The sequence below is a fragment of the Leisingera sp. M658 genome (assembly GCF_025144145.1).
Taxonomy (GTDB): Bacteria; Pseudomonadota; Alphaproteobacteria; order Rhodobacterales; family Rhodobacteraceae; genus Leisingera.
Genome location: NZ_CP083546.1, coordinates 1,773,599 through 1,796,433, shown reverse-complemented (window position 1 = coordinate 1,796,433; position 22,835 = coordinate 1,773,599). Strand labels below are relative to the sequence as shown.

General features: G+C 63.6%; 23 protein-coding genes. 10 read left to right on the top strand and 13 right to left on the bottom strand.

Annotation, left to right across the window (positions count from 1 at the left end; all coding sequences use genetic code 11):
• Positions 1-136: 136 nt before the first annotated feature.
• From K3724_RS09025 to K3724_RS23845, 3 genes are all read left to right on the top strand, one after another.
• Positions 137-1,468 (top strand): M23 family metallopeptidase, encoded by a 1,332-nt coding sequence (locus tag K3724_RS09025; protein WP_259991979.1) that lies wholly within the window; start codon positions 137-139, stop codon positions 1,466-1,468.
• Positions 1,458-2,003, top strand: coding sequence for a polymer-forming cytoskeletal protein (locus K3724_RS09020; protein WP_259991977.1), 546 nt, complete (start codon positions 1,458-1,460; stop codon positions 2,001-2,003). Before K3724_RS09025 ends, K3724_RS09020 begins: the two co-directional genes overlap by 11 nt.
• Positions 2,004-2,217: 214 nt before the next feature.
• Complete coding sequence (locus tag K3724_RS23845; RefSeq protein WP_311200220.1) at positions 2,218-3,462, top strand: calcium-binding protein; 1,245 nt, start codon at positions 2,218-2,220, stop codon at positions 3,460-3,462.
• Positions 3,463-3,513: 51 nt separating this feature from the next.
• Here K3724_RS23845 and K3724_RS09000 read toward each other — a convergent pair whose 3' ends face one another.
• The 3 genes from K3724_RS09000 to K3724_RS08990 form a co-directional block, all read right to left on the bottom strand.
• Positions 3,514-4,476, bottom strand: a complete 963-nt coding sequence (locus K3724_RS09000; RefSeq protein ID WP_259991975.1) for a DUF3179 domain-containing protein — start codon at positions 4,474-4,476, stop codon at positions 3,514-3,516.
• 172 nt (positions 4,477-4,648) lie between these two features.
• Positions 4,649-5,197: a peptidylprolyl isomerase gene (locus tag K3724_RS08995; RefSeq protein ID WP_259991973.1), complete on the bottom strand. Its 549-nt coding sequence runs from the start codon at positions 5,195-5,197 to the stop codon at positions 4,649-4,651.
• Complete coding sequence (locus K3724_RS08990; protein ID WP_129370998.1) at positions 5,190-5,696, bottom strand: peptidylprolyl isomerase; 507 nt, start codon at positions 5,694-5,696, stop codon at positions 5,190-5,192. The genes K3724_RS08995 and K3724_RS08990 overlap by 8 nt, the downstream gene beginning before the upstream one ends.
• Positions 5,697-5,835: 139 nt before the next feature.
• Here K3724_RS08990 and K3724_RS08985 point away from each other — a divergent pair, with 139 nt between their 5' ends.
• From K3724_RS08985 to K3724_RS08955, 7 genes are all read left to right on the top strand, one after another.
• Positions 5,836-7,029, top strand: a complete 1,194-nt coding sequence (locus K3724_RS08985; protein ID WP_259991971.1) for a phosphoglycerate kinase — start codon at positions 5,836-5,838, stop codon at positions 7,027-7,029.
• A gap of 68 nt (positions 7,030-7,097) precedes the next feature.
• Complete coding sequence (locus K3724_RS08980; protein WP_259991969.1) at positions 7,098-7,829, top strand: hypothetical protein; 732 nt, start codon at positions 7,098-7,100, stop codon at positions 7,827-7,829.
• 166 nt (positions 7,830-7,995) lie between these two features.
• Positions 7,996-8,295, top strand: a complete 300-nt coding sequence (locus K3724_RS08975) for a septum formation initiator family protein (protein WP_129371000.1) — start codon at positions 7,996-7,998, stop codon at positions 8,293-8,295.
• 185 nt (positions 8,296-8,480) lie between these two features.
• The gene (gene pdhA, locus K3724_RS08970) at positions 8,481-9,497 is read left to right on the top strand and encodes a pyruvate dehydrogenase (acetyl-transferring) E1 component subunit alpha (RefSeq protein ID WP_259991967.1); all 1,017 of its coding nucleotides are present in this window, start codon (positions 8,481-8,483) and stop codon (positions 9,495-9,497) included.
• On the top strand, positions 9,497-9,883 hold the full coding sequence (locus K3724_RS08965; protein WP_259991965.1) for a VOC family protein: 387 nt from the start codon (positions 9,497-9,499) through the stop codon (positions 9,881-9,883). The genes pdhA and K3724_RS08965 overlap by 1 nt, the downstream gene beginning before the upstream one ends.
• 1 nt (position 9,884) lies before the next feature.
• Complete coding sequence (locus K3724_RS08960) at positions 9,885-11,264, top strand: pyruvate dehydrogenase complex E1 component subunit beta (RefSeq protein ID WP_259991964.1); 1,380 nt, start codon at positions 9,885-9,887, stop codon at positions 11,262-11,264.
• 163 nt (positions 11,265-11,427) lie between these two features.
• The gene (locus tag K3724_RS08955) at positions 11,428-12,738 is read left to right on the top strand and encodes a pyruvate dehydrogenase complex dihydrolipoamide acetyltransferase (RefSeq protein WP_259991962.1); all 1,311 of its coding nucleotides are present in this window, start codon (positions 11,428-11,430) and stop codon (positions 12,736-12,738) included.
• Between the two features lie 189 nt (positions 12,739-12,927).
• Here K3724_RS08955 and cysK read toward each other — a convergent pair whose 3' ends face one another.
• The 10 genes from cysK to K3724_RS08905 all read right to left on the bottom strand — a co-directional run bounded on the left by cysK (position 12,928) and on the right by K3724_RS08905 (position 22,835).
• Complete coding sequence (cysK, locus tag K3724_RS08950) at positions 12,928-13,992, bottom strand: cysteine synthase A (RefSeq protein ID WP_259991960.1); 1,065 nt, start codon at positions 13,990-13,992, stop codon at positions 12,928-12,930.
• A gap of 310 nt (positions 13,993-14,302) precedes the next feature.
• A complete protein-coding gene (cysE, locus tag K3724_RS08945; RefSeq protein WP_259991958.1) occupies positions 14,303-15,124 on the bottom strand; it encodes a serine O-acetyltransferase in 822 nt (273 codons plus the stop codon).
• 309 nt (positions 15,125-15,433) lie between these two features.
• A complete protein-coding gene (locus K3724_RS08940) occupies positions 15,434-15,742 on the bottom strand; it encodes a hypothetical protein (RefSeq protein ID WP_259991956.1) in 309 nt (102 codons plus the stop codon).
• A complete protein-coding gene (locus tag K3724_RS08935) occupies positions 15,739-19,656 on the bottom strand; it encodes a glycoside hydrolase/phage tail family protein (protein ID WP_259991954.1) in 3,918 nt (1,305 codons plus the stop codon). Before K3724_RS08935 ends, K3724_RS08940 begins: the two co-directional genes overlap by 4 nt.
• The gene (locus K3724_RS08930) at positions 19,656-20,120 is read right to left on the bottom strand and encodes an NlpC/P60 family protein (protein WP_259991953.1); all 465 of its coding nucleotides are present in this window, start codon (positions 20,118-20,120) and stop codon (positions 19,656-19,658) included. The genes K3724_RS08935 and K3724_RS08930 overlap by 1 nt, the downstream gene beginning before the upstream one ends.
• Positions 20,117-21,004, bottom strand: a complete 888-nt coding sequence (locus tag K3724_RS08925) for a DUF2163 domain-containing protein (protein WP_259991951.1) — start codon at positions 21,002-21,004, stop codon at positions 20,117-20,119. The genes K3724_RS08930 and K3724_RS08925 overlap by 4 nt, the downstream gene beginning before the upstream one ends.
• On the bottom strand, positions 21,001-21,633 hold the full coding sequence (locus K3724_RS08920) for a DUF2460 domain-containing protein (protein WP_259991949.1): 633 nt from the start codon (positions 21,631-21,633) through the stop codon (positions 21,001-21,003). The genes K3724_RS08925 and K3724_RS08920 overlap by 4 nt, the downstream gene beginning before the upstream one ends.
• 17 nt (positions 21,634-21,650) lie before the next feature.
• Positions 21,651-22,310, bottom strand: coding sequence for a phage tail tape measure protein (locus tag K3724_RS08915; RefSeq protein ID WP_259991947.1), 660 nt, complete (start codon positions 22,308-22,310; stop codon positions 21,651-21,653).
• Positions 22,303-22,518, bottom strand: a complete 216-nt coding sequence (locus K3724_RS08910) for a rcc01693 family protein (protein ID WP_259991945.1) — start codon at positions 22,516-22,518, stop codon at positions 22,303-22,305. The genes K3724_RS08915 and K3724_RS08910 overlap by 8 nt, the downstream gene beginning before the upstream one ends.
• A complete protein-coding gene (locus K3724_RS08905; protein ID WP_259991943.1) occupies positions 22,515-22,835 on the bottom strand; it encodes a gene transfer agent family protein in 321 nt (106 codons plus the stop codon). The genes K3724_RS08910 and K3724_RS08905 overlap by 4 nt, the downstream gene beginning before the upstream one ends.

The following is a 22,835-nucleotide window of genomic DNA, read 5'->3' as shown; positions in this document are numbered from 1 at the left end:
CAAGCGGCTCCTCCCGCCGCTTCCCTGCCCAAAGGGTCAACAGGCTTGCCCAATTGCCCCGCCCTGTCTATTCACTTCGCCCAAGGCACCGGCTCCGCCTTGAGGGGTCTGTGCAGAACGGGACAGGGACCAGACTTTGCGCACACGGCTCGCGATCAGAATCCACAGCTTCCTTGAACGCCGCTTTCCCGAGCGGCGGGTGTTCCTGAAGTCCGACAACGATACACGCTTCATCCGGCTGCGCTCGGAAACCCAGCTGGCAGCCGTCGCTGGCGTTACCCTGTTTACCGCCTGGACCATTGTCGCCACCGCGATTGTGCTGATGGACAGTATCGGGTCGGGCAATTTCCGCGAATTGGCCAAACGCGATCAGCAAACCTACCGCGAGCGGCTTAACGCTATTTCCGATGAACGCGACATCCGCGCCGTTGAGGCCCTGGCGGCGCAGGACCGTTTCAATGCCGCGCTGACACAGATTTCGATGATGCAGTCCGAGCTTCTAGCCTCGGAAACCCGCCGCCGCGAGCTGGAAACCGGCATCGAGGTTATCCAGTCCACCCTGCGCGACACCATGCGCCAGCGCGACACCGCCCGCAAATCCCTGGCGCAGCTCAAGGCAGACACCCAGGACGAGAACGCCCCCCACGCCGTCATCGCCAGCGCTTCGGCGCAGATGGACCTGCTAGCCGGAGTGCTGTCGGACACCGCAGCCGAGCGCGACCGGATCATGGCCGATGCCCGCGACGCCATCGGCCAGCGCGACGAGCTGGAACTGGAACTGCAGCTGATGGACGAGCGCAACAGCCAGATTTTCCGCCAGCTGGAAGAAGCGGTGGCGGTCTCTGTCACCCCGCTCGACAAGATGTTCCGCAACGCCGGCATGCCGCCTGAGCGCATTCTGGAACAGGTCCGCCGCGGCTATAACGGCCAGGGCGGGCCGCTTGCCCCTTTGGCAATGTCGACCCGCGGTGAAGAACCCACAGCCGAAGCGCTGCGGGCCAACAGCATCCTGGCCAAGCTGGATCAGCTGAACCTTTACCGCCTGGCCGCCCAGCAGGCGCCGTTTGCCACGCCGGTGAACCTGGGCCAGGTGCGCCAGACCTCGGGCTACGGCTACCGCCGCGACCCCAAGACCGGCGGCCGCCGCCTGCATAAAGGGTCGGATTTTGCCGGCAGCACCGGCACCGATATCTTTGCCACTGCCGACGGCGTCGTCACCCATGCCGGCTGGCAGTCGGGCTACGGCAGGATGGTCACCATCCGCCACGCCTTCGGCATCGAAACCAGATACGCCCATAACTCGAAACTCCGCGTGACAAAGGGCCAAAGGGTCTCGCGCGGGGATCACATTGCTGATATGGGTAACACCGGACGGTCCACCGGGACCCACCTCCATTACGAGGTCAGGGTCAACGGGCAACCTGTAAACCCCATGATCTACATCAAGGCTGCGAGAAATGTTTTCTAAGAGCAAAATCAACGAGCCCGGGCCGAAACAGGCCGAAGCGACCCCGGCACCCACTGCGGCGCCGGCGGCTCCGGTCAGCGACTACAGGTCCAGCGCCCCCAAGGCCAAGCCCGCCGCGTCGCTGCTCAGCTCGGACCTGCACATCACCGGCAACGTCAAGACCACCGGCGACATCCAGGTCGAAGGCACGGTTGAAGGCGACATCCGCGCGCATCTGCTGACGGTAGGCGAAACCGCAACGATCAAGGGCGAAGTCACCGCCGATGACGTGGTCATCAACGGCCGCATCGTTGGCCGCGTGCGTGGCCTGAAGGTGCGCCTGACCGCCACCGCCCGCGTCGAAGGCGATATCATCCACAAGACCATCGCCATTGAAAGCGGCGCCCACTTCGAAGGCTCCGTGCAGCGCCAGGACGACCCGCTGAACCCGGGCGGCCGCAAATCCGCCCCGGCGGCCGCCCCGGCAGCCGCGCCTGCCCCGGCCCCGTCAGCAGCGGTAAAAGCTGCCACCGCCGCGCATAAAGCCGAGGGCTGATCCGCCGTTACTGCCGGATCCGGCATGACCATTTCAAAAGCCGCAGGCCAACGCCTGCGGCTTTTTTTTATCGGGGCAGCTCTCCATTCTGCCAGTCCCGCAACGGTATCTTGCATTCCTTACCTTGCAGCCACGAGTTGAGACCGATAGTTAACACGGAAAATACAGGGCTGCGGCCCGGCACGCGGCACAACGAGAAGGGTACTTAAAGGAAATGGCGACAGTAAACTTGAATGACCCGAGCGGAACATGGTCGCTCAATGACCTGAACTCTCCGGATTTTGCCAACGCAAGCATCACAACGCAAACTTCCAGCCTGATTGTCTTTACCGGCACCAACGGGGCTGGCTTCAGCCTGACCGGGGATTTTTCCTCCGCGTCCCCCTATTCCTGGACGCTTAAGTCTCTCAGCATCACATCCTACGGAACTCCAGTTCTTTCATTCTCCGGCTTTTCGATGAACTTCTACACGTTCGCATCTTCCAGCGGCGCACGTCTGGAAGCATCCATTCTGGCCGGCAGCGATACAATCACCTCCAACATGGCCGAGGGACAGCGCTGGCTCACTCATGGCGGCAATGATACAATCAAGCTTGGAACCGGCGACGACACGCTGTACGGCGGCAGCGGCACGGACCGCCTGATTATTGCCGACACATTCGGCAATGCGTCTTTCTCCTCAAATTTCAGCACGGTCACAATCGACTCGGGCGATGGCCGCGATATTGTGTCCTCGATCGAACAGCTGGAGTTTTCCAACCGGACCTTTGCCCTGACAGCCGGCAGCTACAGCGGCAATTCCCTGACCGGAGACAAATCCGCCGGGCTTTCCAGCGACCTGATCTTGGGCGGTGCCGGCAATGACACCTTATCCGGTCTGTCCGGCAGCGACTTGTTGCTGGGCGAAGATGGCAATGACCGCCTGCTGGGTGGCGCCGGCCGCGATACGCTCAACGGCGGCGATGGCGATGACGACCTTTGGGGCGGCAGCGGACGCGACATGCTGATTGGCGGCATGGGCGATGATCTGCTGATTGGCGGCAAACACGGCGACAGGCTATTGGGCGGCGGCGGCGCCGATGAGCTGAAGGGCGGCCATGGCAAGGACGTTCTGATCGGCAATTCGGGCAACGACCTGCTGGTCGGCGGCGGCGGCAGCGATACACTGAAGGGCGAGTCCGGGCGCGACATGCTGCTGGGCCACAAGGGCAACGACGTGCTGACCGGCGGCAGCCAGGCGGATACCTTCGTCTTCCACAAAGGCCACGGTAACGACACTGTCACCGATTTCACCGCCGGTGAGGACCGCATCGCAATCGGCCGCGGCGCCTCCCGGCTGAGCCAGCTGGATTTTGAAAGCCAAGGCGACGATGTCCTGGTCTCCTTTGCCAATGTCACCATTCTGGTGGAAGACATCACCGTGGCGCAGCTGCAGGACGCGGACAACTTTCTGTTCTGACCACTACGGTCATTGACCTGCTCAAGGCGCGCCCCGGCGGCGCGCCTTTTGTCATTTCAGCATCCAGCGTCCGTCCGGCCAGAAGGCGTGAAAGGCAAAGGCGAACATCACATCATGCGCCACGTCGAACCCACTTGCATCGCGCACCCTGACTGATCCGATGTTCCGCCCCTTGGCCAGCGTGCCCGCATCCAGCGCCGAGGCCTGCCCGGCCCGCCAGCTGAGCACCACGCCTGCCTCACGGATCTCGCCCGTCTTTGCCAGCCGCGCCAGCGGCCAGGCCCGGCTGCCGACCCGCACCACCCGGTCCAGCGGCGCCAGCCCATGCGGCGGCGGGGTGCCGTCATACAGAAACGGCCAGTCCGACGTGTCATACCCCCGGTAAGGGTTTTGCCCGTAGCGCCGGTTATAGCCAGGCTGCGCCATCACCAGACCATCAGGGTTGCGCGCTTTGAACTCTTGCCAGCTTTCGACCCAGCTGGGCAGGCTGGCCAGCCGCTGGCCGCTCATCTCGCCGGCAATGCCGGTGCCGATCGCCTGCTGCCACCAGCTTTGGGTTTCGCGGTCATACATCACCATATCGGAATAGCGCAGCTTGCCGGTGACCCCGAACCGCAGCACCCCCGCCCGGGTGCGCCGGTCGAATGTCATCGCGGAATTGCACAACGGGCAATAGGTCACCGCCACCGGCACCCCGGCCACCTCGTCGTTCACAATCTCATGCCAGGTAAGGTAGCGCAGCGGATAGGCACGGGCCGGCGCGCCCTCTATCTCCAGCGCGATCACCGGCTCTCGCGGCATCAGCCGCCGGTCCTTGGCCGCCGCCGTGAACTGCGGCGCATCCAGTGCCGGAATGCCGTCTTTGGGCACCCCGCCAGAGCGGATCTGGCCCCAATCCCCGACACTCGTCCGGCTGAAATCGGTTTTCGGCCATTCCCGTTTCCACTCCGCGGGACTGGCCTGCGCCATCCAGGGCAAAAACACAGCCGCACTCATTAACAAACGTCCCAGCATCACACGCTCCCCGCTGAACCCCCAGTATTCGGGACAAGCCGGGACTGAACAGTGGGAAACACAGGCTTGTGACATCATGTCAGTGGCCTGGCACAGCGCAGGGCTGCAACGGCAAAGGCCCGCCCCCGGATACCGGGAACGGGCCTTGGATTTTCCGGAAAACCGGAGGTGCTTATTCGGTGACGGTCACTTTGGTCATGGCGTCGGGCTGGCCGATCACCGCGCCGTTTCCGCCTGTGCCCAGCTTGATCGCGTCAACCACATCCATGCCGCCGGTCACCTTGCCGACAACCGTGTACTGGCCGTTCAGGAAGTGGCCCGCATCAAACATGATGAAGAACTGCGAATTGGCGCTGTTGGGGCTTTGCGACCGGGCCATGCCGACCACACCGCGGTCAAACGGCAGGTCCGAAAACTCGGCCGGCAGATCGGGGCGGTCGGAGCCACCGCGCCCGGCAGCACTCATGTCGCCGCCGGCCTTGCCGAACTCAACATCGCCGGTCTGCGCCATGAAGCCCTCGATCACCCGGTGGAACACCACACCGTCATACTGGCCTTCAGCAGCAAGCGCGGTGATCTGCGCCACATGGGCGGGTGCCACATCCTCGAACAAGTCGATCTTGATGGTGCCGTTGGCCTCGCCCTCGACCTGAACCTCCAGGCCGGTGGCAAAGGCAGGCCCTGCCGCCAGCAGGGCTACCAGGGACAGGCTTTTAAGCATCCGCAGCAACCTTGACCGAGATCATCCGGTCCGGGTTTGCCGGCGGCTCGCCTTTGGTGATCGCATCCACATGCTCCATGCCTTCAATGACACGGCCGTAAACGGTGTACTGGCCGTTCAGGAAGTGGTTGTCCTTGAAGTTGATGAAGAACTGCGAGTTTGCCGAATCCGGGTTCGCCGAGCGCGCCGCGCCCAGGGTTCCGCGGTCATGCGGCAGCTTCGAGAACTCAGCCGGCAGGTTCGGCAGGTCGGAACCGCCAGTGCCCGCCATGCGGATGTTGAAACCGTCTTCCATGTCGCCATTGGCCACGTCGCCGGTCTGCGCCATGAAGCCGTCAATCACCCGGTGAAAACAGACGTTGTCATATTCGCCGGCACGGGCCAGTTCCTTCATCCGCTCGGCGTGTTTCGGCGCCACGTCGGGCAGCAGCTCAATCACGACGTTGCCGTCTTTCAGTTCAACAATAACGGTGTTCTCGGGATCTTTAATCTCGGCCATCTGGCTCTCCTGTCGTCGAAATTTGCACAGATACCTAAGGCCCGCGCCCGGAAATGCCAAGGGAGCATTGACTGATGCGCAAAAACCCCCGAAACAGCCCGCGGATTTACCTGCATTTTCACCATAAGGGGTCTCGCTGATGGGCTGGAAAACACTCGACGACATGGATCTGAACGGCAAGCGCGTGCTGGTGCGCGTGGATATCAACGTGCCGATCGTCGACGGGGTTGTCACCGACTCCACCCGCATCCGCCGCATTGCCCCTTCGGTGCGCGATATTCTGGCCGCGGGCGGCAAGCCGATCCTGCTGGCCCACTTCGGCCGTCCCGGCGGCGAGCGCCGCGAAAACCTGTCGCTGAACCAGCTGGTGCCGACGCTGGAACGCGCCTTTGAAACCCGCGTCTTGTTTGCTGCCGACTGCATCGGTGCCGGCGCCGAGGCCGCCGCAGACGCGCTGCAGCCGGGTGAAGTGCTGCTGCTGGAAAACACCCGCTTCCATGCCGCCGAGACCAAGAACGACCCCGACCTGGCCGCCGGCATGGCGCGCCTGGGCGAGGTCTACTGCAACGACGCTTTCTCGGCTGCCCACCGCGCGCATTCCTCCACCGAGGCCATCGCCCGCCTGCTGCCCGCCTGCGCCGGCCGCTTGATGCAGGCAGAACTGGAAGCGCTGGAAAGCGCCCTGGGCCAGCCGCAGCGCCCGGTGACCGCCGTGGTCGGCGGCGCCAAGGTCTCCACCAAGCTGGAACTCTTGGGCAACCTCATTGAAAAGGTCGACCACCTGGTGATCGGCGGCGGCATGGCCAACACCTTCCTGGTGGCCAAAGGCCTGCCGGTCGGCATCTCGCTGGCCGAACGCATTATGAAGGACACCGCAGCCGAAATCCTGGCCAAGGCCGAAGCCGCAGGCTGCGAGATCATCCTGCCCTCCGACATCGTGGTCGCCAAGAAGTTCGAATCCAACGCGCCCCATGAAATCCTGCCCGCCGACCAGTGCCCCGAGGACGGCATGATCCTGGACGCAGGCCCCGACAGCGTTGCCCGCATCATCGAGGTGTTTGCAAACAGCAAGACCCTGATCTGGAACGGCCCCCTTGGCGCGTTTGAGCTGGAACCGTTTGACGCCGCCACCAATGCAGCCGCATTAAAAGCCGCGGCCATGACCCGCTCGGGCCAGCTGATTTCTGTGGCCGGCGGCGGCGACACTGTTGCAGCGCTGAACGCCTCCGGCGCGGCAGGCGACTTCACCTATATCTCCACCGCCGGCGGCGCTTTCCTGGAATGGATGGAAGGCAAGGAGCTGCCCGGCGTCGCGGCGCTGGAATGCACCTGAAGCGGCACAGCTGCCTACCTGTTGGCTGAACCGGACCGCCGCAGACCTCCTTCTGCGGCGGTTTTCTGTTGAGCTGCCTTTTGCGCCATTTGCGCTCTCCCCTGAAACACCCCCGCATTTTCGCCGCATGCCGCTGTCAGTTATGCGCCAATACCAGAGGATTTTTGATGAAAACCTTTAGACTGCTTTTGGCTGGGTTTTTGTTTCTTTGCACAGCAGCGCTTGTGCTTGCCGTCCTGTCTGAAGAATCCCGAACACCGGAGGAAAACACCCGCCTGATAGGGATCGTCGACCATTATTGCGCGCCGCAGTGGCACGCCCTGACAACCTCAGAGAAAGCCGCGTGGCTGGACGAAACACCTGCAAGTCACGCAAACAACCTGGTAGAAGTTCCGGCCGATGACCCAAGCGCCGAGAGCTTTGAGGTCTGGAACAAGCACATTGCCTCCACTGTTGCGCTGGAAGACCATATCCGCTCCTTTTTCACCCTGTATAAATCGTTGCCCGAGGACGGCGCCGGCACAGAGGATGAATTTGCGGACGCCTTTGCATCCTACCGGGCGAAATACGACCTCTGGTCATGCCTCAGCCTCAACAGCACAGAGCGCCAGCTGCTGGAAGCCAAATTCCACTCCATCGACAAGACAGGTGATGCCACGGAACTTTACCAGGCCGAAGACCAGTACCATTGTGCAGGCCTAGAACGCATCAGAGAAGCGGTTTTCAATCTCGATCCGTCGGACAAGAATTTTACCGATGACTTCCGCGAAATTGCACATGAACATCTGAGGGTTTGCTAGCAGCAGCGGTTTCAGCGACCTTAACACCGAGCATCATCCGCAAATTTTCCCCGCTTTGGACAGTTTTAGGATTCACAAGCCGATTCGGTTGTGGCATAACAAGGGCAGACGCCGGGAAACGGCGCAAAAACAAAAACTTGAGCAGTAACATACAGGCACCTCCAAAGTGACCCGAAGCAATCGCCCGTCGCTGGGCGCCATCGCCTTTTTTGCCATCGCCTTCGCGCTCAGCGCGTATTTCACCTTTGCGGCGGTACAGGGCGACTTCGGTCTGTTCAGACGGGTCGAGATCCAAGCCGAAGCAGAAGAACTGCGGCTGGATCTCGACCGTCTCCAGTCCCGGATCGGCGGCATGGAAAACCTGACCCGCCGCCTGTCCGACGACTATCTCGACCTTGATCTCCTGGATGAGCAGGCCCGATCGGTGCTTGGCCTTGTCCGCGCGGACGAGATTGTCATCCGCTAAACGCCCTCCTGTCCGCCCCCGCTTGTGCCGCGCTTGCTGTTTGCTGCGTGGCATTTTTGCGTTCCATGGGCGGATTTTTACGCGGCGGAAACCCCGCGGCAGAATAACACTATTCAGCCGGGTCAAAACCGGGTATCAATTGGTTTAACACTAAACTATCTAGCCTGCAGGGGGAGTCGACCACCATGGCCGCTAGGAAAAGCGCAAAGAAACCAAACGTTTCTGCCGAAGAGCTTACGAAACACTACCGCGAAATGCTGCTGATCCGCCGATTCGAGGAAAAATCGGGCCAGCTTTATGGCATGGGTCTGATCGGCGGCTTCTGCCACCTCTACATCGGCCAGGAAGCGGTTGTTGTCGGGCTTGAGGCCGCAGCCGAGGAAGGCGACAAGCGCGTTACCTCCTACCGCGACCACGGCCACATGCTGGCCTGCGGCATGGACCCGGACGGCGTCATGGCCGAACTGACCGGGCGCGAGGGCGGCTACTCCAAGGGCAAGGGCGGCTCCATGCATATGTTCTCGAAGGAGAAGCATTTCTATGGCGGCCACGGCATCGTCGGCGCCCAGGTGCCGCTCGGCGCCGGTCTCGCATTTGCCGACAAATACAAGGGCAACGGCCGCGTGACATTTGCCTATTTCGGCGATGGTGCGGCGAACCAGGGCCAGGTCTACGAGACCTTCAACATGGCCGCCCTGTGGAAACTGCCGGTGGTCTTCGTCATTGAGAACAACCAATACGCCATGGGCACCTCGCAGCAGCGCTCCACCTCCAGCGCCGAGATCTGGGAACGCGGCAAGGCGTTCGGCATTCCGGGTGAAGCGGTGGACGGCATGAACGTGCTGTCCGTCAAAGAGGCCGGCGAGCGCGCTGTCTCCCACTGCCGCAGCGGCGACGGCCCCTATATCCTGGAAGTCAAAACCTACCGCTACCGCGGCCACTCGATGTCGGATCCGGCCAAGTACCGCACCCGCGAAGAGGTCCAGAAAATGCGTGAGGAGCGCGACCCGATCGAGCAGGTCCGCGAGATGCTGCTGACCGGCAAGCACGCAACCGAGGACGACCTCAAGGCGATCGACAAGGAGATCAAGGAGATCGTCTCCAAGTCCGCGGATTTCGCCAAGGAAAGCCCGGAACCTGCGCTCGACGAGCTTTGGACCGACATCTATGCGGACGACGTCCCGCAGGAGGCCAGTGCCTGATGCCGCATTTCGAAATCCACGCAACGGATGTTGAGGCCGCAAAGGCCTTTTACAGCGGTCTGTTCGGCTGGCAGTTTGAGCCGATGCCGGGCGGCGAAGATATGGCGTATCACCTGATCGAAGGCGCCGCTATCGGCATGGCCCATGGCGTGACCGGCGGCCTGATGAAACGTATGGGCGATGCCCCTGCCGCCGGCGGCCCGGTCCGCGGCGGCACCATGACCTTTGAAGTCGGCGACTGTGACGAGCGCTACAACTGGGCGCTTGGCAACGGCGGCGCCGAGGCGCTGCCGCCCCAGGACTATCCCGGCATTGGCCGCTGCGCCTATGTTGAGGACGGTCAAGGCAACATCGTCGGAATGATCACTCCTGCGGAGAGCAACTGATATGGCAACCGAAATTCTTATGCCCGCCCTGTCGCCGACCATGGAAGAAGGCACGCTGGCCAAATGGCTGGTCAAGGAAGGCGATACCGTGAACTCCGGCGATATCATGGCCGAGATCGAAACCGACAAGGCCACGATGGAGTTCGAAGCTGTTGACGAAGGCATCGTCGGCAAGATCCTGATCGGTGAAGGCACCGAGGGCGTCAAGGTGAACACGCCCATCGCGGTGCTGGTCGAAGACGGCGAGAGCTACGACGCGTCCGCCGCGCCGGCATCCGCCGCAGCCAGCGAAGCGCCGGCCGCTGAGGCACCTGCGGCGCCTGCAGCCCCCGCCGCTGCTGCCGCGCCTGCGCCGGTCGCCTCTGTGACATTGGAACCGGACTATCCGGAGGGCACCGAAATGGTGCAAACCACGGTCCGCGAAGCCCTGCGCGACGCCATGGCCGAGGAAATGCGCCGCGACGAAGACGTGTTCCTGATGGGCGAGGAAGTCGCCGAATATCAGGGCGCCTACAAAATCTCCCAGGGTCTGTTGGATGAATTCGGCGCCAAGCGGGTGATCGACACGCCGATCACCGAACACGGTTTTGCCGGCATCGCCACCGGTGCCGCCTTCGGGGGCCTGCGCCCGATTGTCGAGTTCATGACCTTCAACTTCGCCATGCAGGCGATTGACCACATCATCAACTCGGCGGCCAAGACGCTCTATATGTCCGGCGGTCAGATGGGTGCGCCCATGGTGTTCCGCGGCCCCAATGGTGCGGCCGCCCGCGTCGGCGCCCAGCACTCCCAGGACTACGCCGCCTGGTACATGCAGATCCCGGGCCTGAAAGTGGTGATGCCCTACTCGGCATCTGACGCCAAGGGTCTGATGAAAACCGCGATCCGCGACAACAACCCGGTGATCTTCCTCGAGAATGAGATCCTCTATGGCCGTGCCTTCGACGTGCCCAAGCTGGATGATTACACCGTCCCCTTCGGCAAGGCCCGGATCTGGCGGGAAGGCACCGATGCCACCATCGTTTCCTTTGGCATCGGCATGACTTATGCGCTGGAAGCGGCTGATAAACTTGCAGAAGACGGCATCTCAGCCGAGGTCATCGACCTGCGCACCATCCGCCCGATGGACCTGCCCACGGTGATCGCATCCGTGCAGAAGACAAACCGTCTGGTCACCGTTGAGGAAGGCTGGCCGCAGGGTTCGGTCGGCAGCTACATCGCCTCGGAAGTGATGCAACAGGCCTTCGATTACCTCGACGCGCCGATCATCACCTGCACCGGCAAGGACGTGCCCATGCCCTATGCAGCCAATCTCGAACGCCACGCGCTGATCACCACGGATGAGGTGGTCGCAGCCGTGAAACAAGTGACCTACCGGTAACAAGATGAAAAGGCGCTGGCTGTTTCTCATAATCCCGTTTGTATTCTTTGCCGGGTTCGCAACGGCTGAGATCAAGGATGGATTGCACAACGTAATGATGAACTCATACATCAGCGACCTTGAGAAACGGGCCGGCCGCTGCTCCGAAACGGGAGAAAATTAAATGCCTACTGAAATCCTGATGCCCGCGCTGTCCCCCACCATGGAGGAAGGCACCCTTGCCAAATGGCTGGTCAAGGAGGGCGACACTGTCTCCTCCGGCGACCTGCTGGCAGAGATCGAAACCGACAAGGCCACCATGGAATTCGAAGCCGTGGACGAAGGCGTCGTCGGCAAGATCCTGGTGCCCGAAGGCTCTGAAGGCGTGAAGGTCAACACGCCGATTGCGGTGCTGCTGGAAGACGGCGAAAGCGCTGATGATATTGGTTCCGCCCCGGCAGCAGCCGCGGCGCCTGCCCCAGCCGCAGCAGAGCCGGGGCCCGCAGCGTCCCCCTCTCCTGCCGCGGCCTCACCAGCCCCGGCGGCACCGGCTGCGTCTGATGGCAGCCGGATCTTCGCGTCACCGCTGGCGCGCCGCATTGCCGCGGACAAGGGCCTGGACCTGAGCCAGATTAAGGGCTCCGGCCCCAAAGGCCGCATCGTCAAGGCCGACGTGATGGACGCCAAGCCGCAAGCCGCCGCTGCCCCGAAAGCAGACGCTGCACCCGCCGCCACAGCCCCGGCTGCCGCAGCACCGGCAACCGGCGCTTCGGCAGACATGGTCGCCCGCATGTACGAGGGCCGCGACTTCGAAGAGGTCAAACTGGACGGCATGCGCAAAACCATCGCCGCCCGCCTCACCGAGGCCAAGCAGACGGTGCCGCATTTCTACCTGCGCCGCGACATCCAGCTGGATGCGCTGCTGAAATTCCGCGGTGAGCTGAACAAACAGCTTGAGGGCCGCGGTGTAAAGCTTTCGGTCAACGACTTCATCATCAAGGCCTGCGCCCTGGCGCTGCAATCGGTGCCGGATGCCAATGCTGTCTGGGCCGGCGACCGGGTGCTGAAAATGAAAGCCTCCGATGTGGCTGTCGCCGTCGCCATCGAAGGCGGTCTGTTCACCCCGGTTCTGCAGGACAGCGACATGAAGTCGCTCTCTGCGCTGTCAACCGAGATGAAGGACCTGGCCAAACGCGCCCGCGACCGCAAGCTTGCGCCGCATGAATACCAGGGCGGTTCTTTTGCGATCTCCAACCTCGGCATGTTCGGCATCGACAATTTCGACGCCATCGTGAACCCGCCGCATGCCGGCATCCTGGCGGTTGGCGCCGGCGTCAAAAAGCCCATCGTCGGCAAAGACGGCGAACTGGCGGTGGCCACCGTAATGTCTGTCACGCTGTCCGTGGACCACCGGGTGATCGACGGCGCCCTTGGCGCGGAGCTTCTGAACGCGATCAAGGACAACCTGGAAAACCCGATGGTGATGCTGGCCTGATCCGCCTTCACTGCGAAACGTAAAAAGCCCCGGCCGAAACCGGGGCTTTTTCTTTGCCTCAAAACACGCGGACAAGCGGCTGAACGCAGACGGAAAAAGGAGCTGCCCCGCTCCCTTTCATCTTTTCAAAAATACTCACCTGCGCAACACCCGCCGCGCCCGCGCCATCAGCGGCGGCGCGCTAACCTCTCAATACTGATAGCCGGGCGTCGAGGCCGACAGCGCCGCCTCATCCGCGTCCATCTCCGCCGCGATGCCGTCAAACAGCGGCGTCGACAGATAGCGCTCACCGGTATCCGGCAGCATCGCCAGCAGAACGGAACCTTCCGGCGCGCTCTCTGCCACCTTGATTGCCGCCGCCAGGCTGGCTCCGCCGGAAATGCCGGTCAGGATCCCTTCCTCCGCCGCCAGCCGCTTGGACCAAGCAATGCTCTCGTCGCCGCCTACCGGCTCCAGCCTATCGAAATAGCCCTTGTCCAGCGCCTCCTGCAGCACCAGCGGGATGAAATCCGGGGTCCAGCCCTGAATGGGATGCGGATTAAACGCCGGATGCGTCGCCGCCGGCTCGCCCTCATCATTGCGCGCCTGCGCCTTACCCGACTGCACCAATGCCGCATTGGCCGGCTCGCTGAGGGTGATCTTCAGATCCGGCCGCGCGCCCTTCAGCACCCGTCCCAGGCCTGTGACCGTGCCGCCGGTGCCATAACCCAGCACCACATGATCCAGCCGCTGCCCGTCAAAATCCCCCAGGATCTCCCGCGCAGTTGTGCTCTCATGGATGTCGGCGTTGTCCTTGGTCTCAAACTGATGCGCCAGGAACCAGCCGTTTGCTTCGGCCAGCTCCTTGGCCTTCACCACCATGCCGACGGCCTTGTCCTCCTTGCGGGTCAGCACCACTTTGGCGCCCAGCATCCGCATCAGCCGCCGCCGCTCGACGGAAAACCCGTCGTGCATGGTGATCACCAAAGGATAGCCCTTGGCGGCGCAGACCATCGCAAGGCCAATCCCGGTATTGCCGCTGGTCGCCTCGACCACGGTCTGCCCCGGCGCCAGCCGGCCCTCGCGCTCAGCAGCCTCAATGATGTTCAGCGCCAGCCGGTCCTTCACCGATCCCGCCGGATTGAACGCCTCAAACTTCACATACATCTGCACATGATCCGGTGCGATCCGGTTCAGCCGGATGGCCGGCGTGTCACCCACGGTTTCCAGGATCGACCCATACAAACGGCCGCGGCCTTCAGTTGTGTAAATCATCGTCTTTCCCCCGTTCCTGTCGTCTCAGTTTGCAATTGCTTCCAAAACATATGCCCATCACCGCCCCTGTGATCAAGGAAAGACCGCCGCAGCCATGCAAGGAAAGACTGGTGTTCAAAGCGTTGCAGCCGAAGCAGAACCAGATGCTCAGCCAGCGCCCAAGCGCAGACGGAAACAAGGCTGGAAAGCCTGAGAAAAGAAGCGCGATCCCAGTCCCTTACCCCACAAGTCCGGCCATCAAAAAAGGGGCGCCAAACGCCCCTTCATCTTTCTTACAAATACTCAAATCCTGCGGCCGGCGCCGGGTGCCTCACTCCGCAGCAGGGGACCCCGCCGGCACCACCTGATCCATATTGACCGAAGGCTGATCACAGCCCGCTTCGCCAACAATCCTGGCCGGTACGCCCGCCACCGTGGTGCAGGGCGGAACCTCCTGCAACACCACCGACCCGGCAGCAATCCGGCTGCAATGGCCGACCTTGATGTTGCCCAGCACCTTGGCCCCGGCACCGATCAGCACGCCATCGCCGATCTTCGGATGGCGGTCCTGCTCTTCCTTGCCGGTGCCGCCCAGGGTCACCGAATGCAGCATCGACACATTGTCGCCCACCACCGCGGTTTCGCCGATCACGATGGAATGGGCATGGTCGATCATGATCCCCTTGCCGATCCGGGCGCCGGGGTGGATGTCGATTCCGAAAATCTCCGAGGTGCGCATCTGAAAGAAATAGGCCAGATCCTTTTGTCCCTGCTCCATCAGGTAATGGCTGACCCGATAGGCCTGAACCGCCTGGAACCCCTTGAAATACAGGATCGGCTGCAGCAGCCGGTGGCTGGCCGGGTCGCGCTCGTTGATCGCCATCAGGTCGGCTCGCGCCGCCTCGACCAGTTCCGGGCAGTCCGCATAGGCGTCATCGACAATTTCCCGCAGGATTGTCATCGACATCTCGTTTGAGGACAGCTTGGCGGCGATCCGGTAGGACAGCGCCTTCTCCAGCGTCTTGTGGTGCAGGATACAAGCATGGACCAGCCCGCCCATCAGCGGCTGGGTGGCCACGGCCTCCTCAGCTTCGCGGGTGATGCGGTCCCATACGGGATCCACTGGCGTTACGGCTTGCTGTGTTTTTGCCATGGGTCAACGTCCTTTCTCCGCTCAGACTACCCATCTAAGGGGGAATACAGCAAACGCAAACCCGTGATGAGGCATATTTTTGAAATGAATGAGTCGGATCAGGCGCATCTGATACAGCAGACCACCGCCCAGTTGGCGCTGGAGCCGGCGGCGCTCAACTGTATCAGATGCGCTTCGGGGTGACAGGCTTTTGCGCCCGGAATCAAGCCGCAAGCGCCGGACGAGCGCCTGCCCTTAGTTGCAATCCACCCGCGCCGCCGCCAGGCGGCGCTGCGCCCAACGGCTGGCCGGGCAGGTTCCCTGCTCGGATCAGCGGGCGGGAGCGCTCCGCTCCGCGTCCATCGCAGCCGCCAGTTCCCGCAGCACCAGCCGGGTGCAGCTGAGATAATCCGGATCATCCAGAAACGGCTCGCCGGCCAGTGCGAACCGCCGGGCTGCCGCACTCAGAGACCCATCGCCCCAGCGCGGATGCAGATGGCCCATCCGGCGGCAATGCGCCGCCGCCTCCGCCGCGCCGCCTAAGATACGGCGGCACAGGTGCAGCCGTTCGTTCTCCGGCACCGCCAGCAGCGCCCGCGCAACGGCAGTGACATCCCCCGGCAGCACCGGAAGCCTCATCCCAGCACACGTTTGGCCGCAAGTCCGGCGCCGAACCGAGCGGAGCGCTGCGCGATTTCAAGACTGTCGCCCGGCTGCACCCCGTCCGCCGCTTGCAGTGCCGCCGGATAGGTCCAGCCCCGCGTTCCGGAATTCTCCTCCCGCAGCACCGTGGTCCCGCGCATCACCCGGATGCGGTAGGATTCGATCTCTTCGCCCAGCGGCACCTCCTCCAGCTCCCAGCTGTCACCCTCAATCCGCGTCCGGCGAACCCAGGAAACCGCAATGTCCGCCCCCAAGCCGCCTGCCAGCCGCAAATGCACCGGTGCATAGGGGCGCAGGCCAACGCCCTCAAACGCCTCCTGCAGATGCAGATAAGACGGATCCTCCAGCGCCCGCCGCGCCGGGCCGATCCGGTAGTGGCGCAGCCGGCGCCGCTGTTCCGGCGCCAGTTCCATCTGCACCGGCGTTCCGTCCAGCAGCACCACAAATGATCCCGCAGGCCAGACCTCAGGCATCAGCGCATCCGTGCCCTGCTGTCCGCGCAACCGGCCGCGCAACAGATACGTCTGCGGCGCAATCAGCTCTGCCTCGCGGAACTGGAACAGCTCCCAGTTTCCGGATGTGCCGTCCCCGATGGCCGCCGCGTTGCCCCCATTCAGCACGGCCTCCGCCGCTCGGCTTTCCAGCGAGCCGGAGATCAGCCTGACCTGCAGATCCGCCCCCAAATCCCAGCGCCCAGAGCCGGCGGCGAACAGCGGCGATTGTGTCACCCCGACCACCTGCCGCGCCGCAACCACCTGTTCCAGCGCATAATTTTCATCCGCCCCGGAGCCATAAACCGCAACGCTGCCGGGCCAGGCCTGCGCGGTCAGCGCCAGATGCGGCGCATGCGGCACCTCATCCCCGCGCATCAGGGGCAGATCCATGAACAACGGCAGCACCGGTCCAGGGGCGGCAAAGGCATTGACGCCCGGCAGCTCTTCGGCCACCGCAGCCAGATCATAGACGCCGGGTTCGATCCGAACCGCCTCCACCATCTGCGCCTCGGCCTGCTCCACCCGGTCGATCCGGTACAGCTGGTCACCGCCTTCCACCGGCAGGGAGACCACATCCCCCGCCCCCAGATGCAGCATCGAGGGCGGCAGCGAAAACCGCGCCGCATCGCGCGAAATCCGCGCCTCGGCCAGCCAGCGGCTGACCACTTGGCGCGCCTCGGCACGGGTCAGCGCCAGCGGCAGTTCGTTCTGGCTGACACTATGCGTTGCCTCATCCGGCAGCACTGCCTCAACCGAGCCGGCAGCATGGTCGCCGCCCCATTCGGTGAACCGCAGCCGCACCCGGCCCGCCAGTTCCGCCTCGCTGGCGCGGGCCAGCTCCAGGCTGCCGTCCATCTCGTCATTCTCGGCCAACTGCGCCAGCGCCAGCGCCTCGGCGCCTGTCCCTTTGCGCATCCGGAACTTCAGCAGCCCGTCACGCTCCACCGCATCAAACCCGTGCCGCAGCATCAGGGGCTGCAGCACCGTGCGCGCGTCGCTGACATCCGGGTTCGCAAACCCATGCACCACGCCGTAAAGACCAGTGACATCAATGTCATACAGACCGGAGCGGTGGCAGACCTCCTCCACCACCGATCCCAGTGTCCGCTGCCCGGCGCGGCCGTTCAGCCAATGACCGCGCAGGTAGTTTTCGCCGTCGTTCCAGATTTCAATGCGGCTGGGAAAGGCCGGAAACGGCCGCGCATCCCAGGCCCAGACATAGGCGTTGGCCATGTCCAGCATCCGCCCCTCATATTCCTCAGACACCGGGTTGTTGGCGGCCTCCCCCCAATAGCCCAGAAACGCCCGCAAATAGGCGATTTGCATCAGATCGTCGCGCAAGCCGTTGGAATAGCGAGGCAGTTTTGATTCCGAGCTTTTCGGATCCAGAAATTTATTCGGCTGATTGGTGCCCTTGTCGATCGCCGCACAGCCCAGTTCGGTGAACCAGACGGGCTTGGACTGCGGCACCCATTCGGTGGGCGCTACCTGCCGCACCCCGCCGATCCGCTCGTGATGCTCGCTTGCCCACCAGCTGCGGATATCCTTATAGCGCCACACCCATGGCTCATCATGGGCGCCGTCGGTGATCGGGGTGCGGATCTGCGCTTCGCGGGCTTCCGGTGAGTGGTAATACCAGTCAAACCCCTCGCCGCCCTCGACATTGCTGCGCAGATAATCCGGGTCATAGATCGCCGGCACGCCGGATTGCGCGTCCAGATGGTCCTCGCCCTCGCGCCAGTCGCTGAGCGGCATGTAATTGTCGATGCCGATGAAGTCGATATTGGCATCCGCCCACAGCGGGTCGAGGTGGAAATAACGGTCGCCACCGGGCGATTGATAGCCCCAGTATTCCGACCAGTCGGCGGCATAGCCGATTTTGGTCTCCGCCCCCAAAAGCGCGCGCACCTCCGCTGCCAACGCCTTCAGCGCCGCAACTGCGGGAAAGCCGCTGGAACCGCGGATCTGCGTCAGCGCCCGCATTTCCGAGCTGATGCAAAACGCTTCCACCCCGCCCGCCGCCGCACACAGCGCGGCATTATGCAGGATGAAGCGCGACAGGCTCCATTCCTGCGGCCCGGTATAGGCGACAGTACCGTCGCCCACAGTGAAATCCGCCACCGTGACAGTGCCAATAAACGCCGCCACCTCAGCCTCTGCCGCTGCGGTACCATCGGGAGAGCCAGGCTGCCCCGGTGCCGCTGACAGTGTGATCCGCCCGCGCCAGGGCAGATGCGGCTGGCTGGCCGCCCCGGTCCAGGGATCGGGCAACATGTTGTCCTCGGCCTGATCCATCAGGATGAACGGATAAAACATCACCCGCAGGCCGCGCGCCTGCATCTCGCGGATCGACTGGATCACCGATGCATCCGCCGGGGTACCGCCATAGAGCGGCTCATCGTCCTTCTTCAGCACTTCCTCGGCCGCGGCGCGGGTCAAGCCGCTGACGGACCAGGGCATACTGCCCTCGGCGTGCTTATGCTCCACCTTGGGTTTCAGCGTGCAATCGCCGCAACGCAGGTCGCCGCCGAACCACGACACAATCAACGAGGCCGCACCGCAGGCCGGCAGCTCAGCCTCCAGCGCATTCAGCGAAGTCTTGAGGTCACTGAGGCCGGAGGGCGTATGCTCATTGGCCGGCTTTGCATCTCCCGGCCCGCCGGAATACTGCACTACATCCGATGCCAGCGCGTATTCGCCAGTGCCGGGCATCAGCGCCACCCCCTGCACCAGCCGGCCCAGATCCTGCGTATGGCTGCTGCTGGCGGGCTGTTCGGGGCGCAGCACATCAAATGAAAACTGCGGCACCCGGTTGCCAAAACGCCCAAGGTCCAGGTTTTCCATCACCACGTAAGCCGTGCCGCGGTAGGCGGGCACCTGCCCCGCACCTTCTACCGCTTCCATCACCGGATCTGGCAGTTGGTCCATGCTGCCGGTGTAGACGGTCATGTTCAGATCCTTGGGCGCCACTTCCTCGCCATCGGCCCAGACGCGGGACACATGCGCGACCTCGCCCTCGCACAGCGCAATCGCCAGCGAGACGGAATAGCTGTAGCTGGTCACCTGCGGCTGGCTGGGCCGTCCCTTGCCACCGCCGCCGCTGGTGGTTGAGGCTGTTTCCAGAAACCGTGAGGTCCAGATCACCTGTCCGCCCAGCCGCATCCGGCCATAGACCTGCGTCACTGGCGTGCCTTCACTGGCCTGGCTCAGGCGGAAACGGTCGATTTTGCCGGTCTCCACCGGGTCAGCGCCGCTGCCCAGCAGCCGCTCGTCGATCACCCGGCCCAAAGTCGCGCCCACCGCGCGGCCAATCACCGCCGAGGACAGTCCCGCAACGGTGCCGCCGATTGTGCCGCCAATCGCAGCACCGGCGGCAGAAAGAAGAATGGTTGCCATCAGATCAGCTCCTTTGGGAATTGAAACCGCGCCACGATGCGGCGCTGCCAGGGCGGGCTCAGCGGGCTCTCGACCACCCCATGGCCCGCATAGGCGTGGATGAAGGCGGGGCCTGGTTTGACCGCTGCTGCCCCCGGTTCTGTTTCGCCAACTGCGGACTGCACCCCCAGATGCTTGGCCACCGAGCCGTCGCGCATCCGGAACAGGATCACATCGCCGGAGGCGGCCTCAGACAAAGGTTTCGCCATCAAATGCCGCGCCGCGGCCCGCCATAGCGCCTCAGCCCCCTGCGGTTCGGACCAGTCCATGGTATAGGCGGGCGGCGCCTCGGGTTCGGCCCCGTACAGCTCCCGCCACAGGCCCCGGATCAGGCCCAGGCAATCGCAGCCCGCACCCTTGCAGGCGGCTTGATGCACATAAGGCGTACCGACCCAGCCGCGGGCGGCCCGAACCACCCTGCTCATCGTCTGCTGCCCCCGGTGTTCATGCCGGACTGGCGCGGCACCGCCATCACCCAGTCCTCGCCGGGGATGTCCGGGAATCCCTGGAAATTCGCCAAATTGTTGAACTTCAGCCGGCAGGTCTCCATGCGCTTGTCGCAACCGGCCTCCAGCCGGACCGTATCCCCCGGTGCCACTGCCGCACGGATCGGTTCCCACAGGGTGATCCGGCGCCCGCCGGCCTTGGTCTGATCCGCTTTCACGGCGCCCCACAGTCCCGCAGCCGCACCGCTTAGCACCGTCAACCGCCCGCCGGCGAACCAATCCGGTTCAAACCCCGGCAGCGCGTCCCAATGGAACACCTCGTTGCGCTCAACTGCGACGGTCTGCAACTCAACCGCGTAGCCGGGCGTCTCCAGATCAAAGCGGCAGGCCGCATCGCCCAGCACCGCCGTGCAAGGTTTCTGATAGATCCGCCCCAACGGCTGGTTCAGCAGCTCCGTCAGCCCGCGCAGCTCAGCCTCGAACGCACCGCCCGCACGGCGGATCTCGCCGATCGAACCGCGGAACTGCAGCCAGCGCATTGAGACATCCTGCCAGTTCACCAGCCAGCAGCGTACTTCAGCACCGTCAAAACGTCCTGCCTCAATGTCCGTCTCGCGCACGGCGGCGTCGCTTAAAACCCCCAGCGCTTCGGTGTTGTCGACAGACAGACCTGTGGCTTGGCTCACGGCCCGTGCCGTCAGCCCGCTGCCTGGCTGAAAGCGCAACCCGTCAAAGCTCAGCACACAGTCGTGATCGGTGAACCCCAGCACCGTGCCATCGCGCCGTTCCAGCGCCCAGGCCCGGCAGAGCGTGGTGACGCCGGACTGAAGATGGGCCTGCAATGCGTTGGAAAGACTGCTCATACCCGGACCTCCACCACCGGCACCGCCGGCGCCTCACCCGCTTGGAACGACGCCACGCTGGTCTGGATGCCAGTGGTATCAAAGCGCACCGGCACGTCGAATTCAAAGCCGGCGTTGATGCTAAGGCCGACCTCGGGCGGATGCGCCAGCGTGATCAACCCGGTGGCGGTGTCCAGCTGGTAATCCACGCTTTCGCGCAGCTCATCCTGTTCGATGCCGACCCGCACAGAACCCGCTACCGGCTTGGCAATCGGGCGCTGATAGGTGAACTCCCCCGACCGGTAGGTCTTGGCCAGCTGGAACGTTACGGTGCTGCCGTCGCCGGTGGCAATCACCTGATCGCGGAAATCCGCCTCGGCGCTGGGCCGGGCTGATTTGTAGTCGCTCCAGTCCTTCCAGCGAAAGCCGTACAGCTGCCCTTGGCGGGCTTCGAAGAAGGCGATCAGGGTTTCGATATCCTCCAGCGCGCGCAGGCCCAGACCGGCATCATAACGGCGGCGGGAGTGCGCCCAGGGGGTGTTGCGTTCTTCAAACCCGTTGGCAAGCGTCACCACATCGGTGCGCCGTTCAGGCCCGCCAACCGAGCCGAAGCTGAGCGAAGCAGGGAAGCGGACTTCGTGAAAATTCATATAGTTACCCTCCGTGGTTAACGGTTGCGCCCGCCGCGTGACAACGCACGGGACAGCTGTGCCGCGATCTGGCTGCGGCTGCGTTCAAAGCCTTTGACGTCAGGGGTGGAGACATTCATCACCACATTGACCCCGCCGCCGCCCTGGCTGCGCACGCCCAGCGACCCGTCAGCGCCGCGGGTCAGCGGCAGGATCGCCTCTGGCCCCGCTTCGCCCATCAGCCCGGTGGCGCCGCGCATCGGGAATGCGGTTGGTCCGGTGACAACGCCGCCTTTGGCAAACGGCATCACCTTTCCCTGGCTGAAGGCGTCGCCATCGGCAAAAGGCAGGATGTTTCCGATCAGCGAGGTGAGGCCGTCAGTCAGCAACCCGCCGGCATGGTTCATCACCGGTTTCATGGCCGCGTTGTAGGTGGTGCGGATCATCGAGCGCGCCAGCGTGTCCATCGACTCCGACAGGCTGTCGCCGTCGAAAACCAGCCCGTCAAAAGCACGCCGCAAACCTTTGGAAAGACTGCGGTCCAATATTTGCGCGTCGCGGCCGGTTTCGGAAAACCCTTCCTTCACACGGCCCAGCGTTTCTGCAAAGGCAGCAGCCATTCCAGAGGCACCGTCCAGCGCTTCTCCCAAAGCCTCGCCTTGCAATTCCAGTTCTGCCATTGATGACGAGTCAGCCATCTGTTGTCTCCTTTTCCTGAGGGCCCGGGACGTCGGGGAAGTCCTGCATCAGCGCCGCCAGCCGGTCCCGGCCAAGCGGCTGCGGTGCTGCGGCCTCGCCCAGCATCAGCCGCAACTCTGCCGGGGTCAGTTGCCAGAAGTCGCGCGGCAGCAGCTTGAGGCCTGCAATGCCGGCGCGCATCAGGGCAGGCCAGTCGAGCGCGGTCATTTGCCTTCCGGCACAGCAAAGCTGCGCACCAGCAGCTCTGCCGCCACCCGCGCCGCCTGCATGGGACCGCCGGAAATGGCGGCCGATGCCAGGTCATCACGGCTAAGGTCATGCCCGCCGCCCTCAAGGCCGGCCGCCAGCAGCGCCAGCACATCGCGGGCGGAAAACCGACCCTGCTCAAACCGCTGCACCAGATCCACCAGCGCGCCTTCCTCCAGCGCAGCCTCCAGCCCTGCCAGGGCGCCAAGAGTCAGCTTCAGCGCGTAAGATCTTCCATTTACGAGCAATTCCGCCTCGCCTGCGTGCGGGTTCACCAT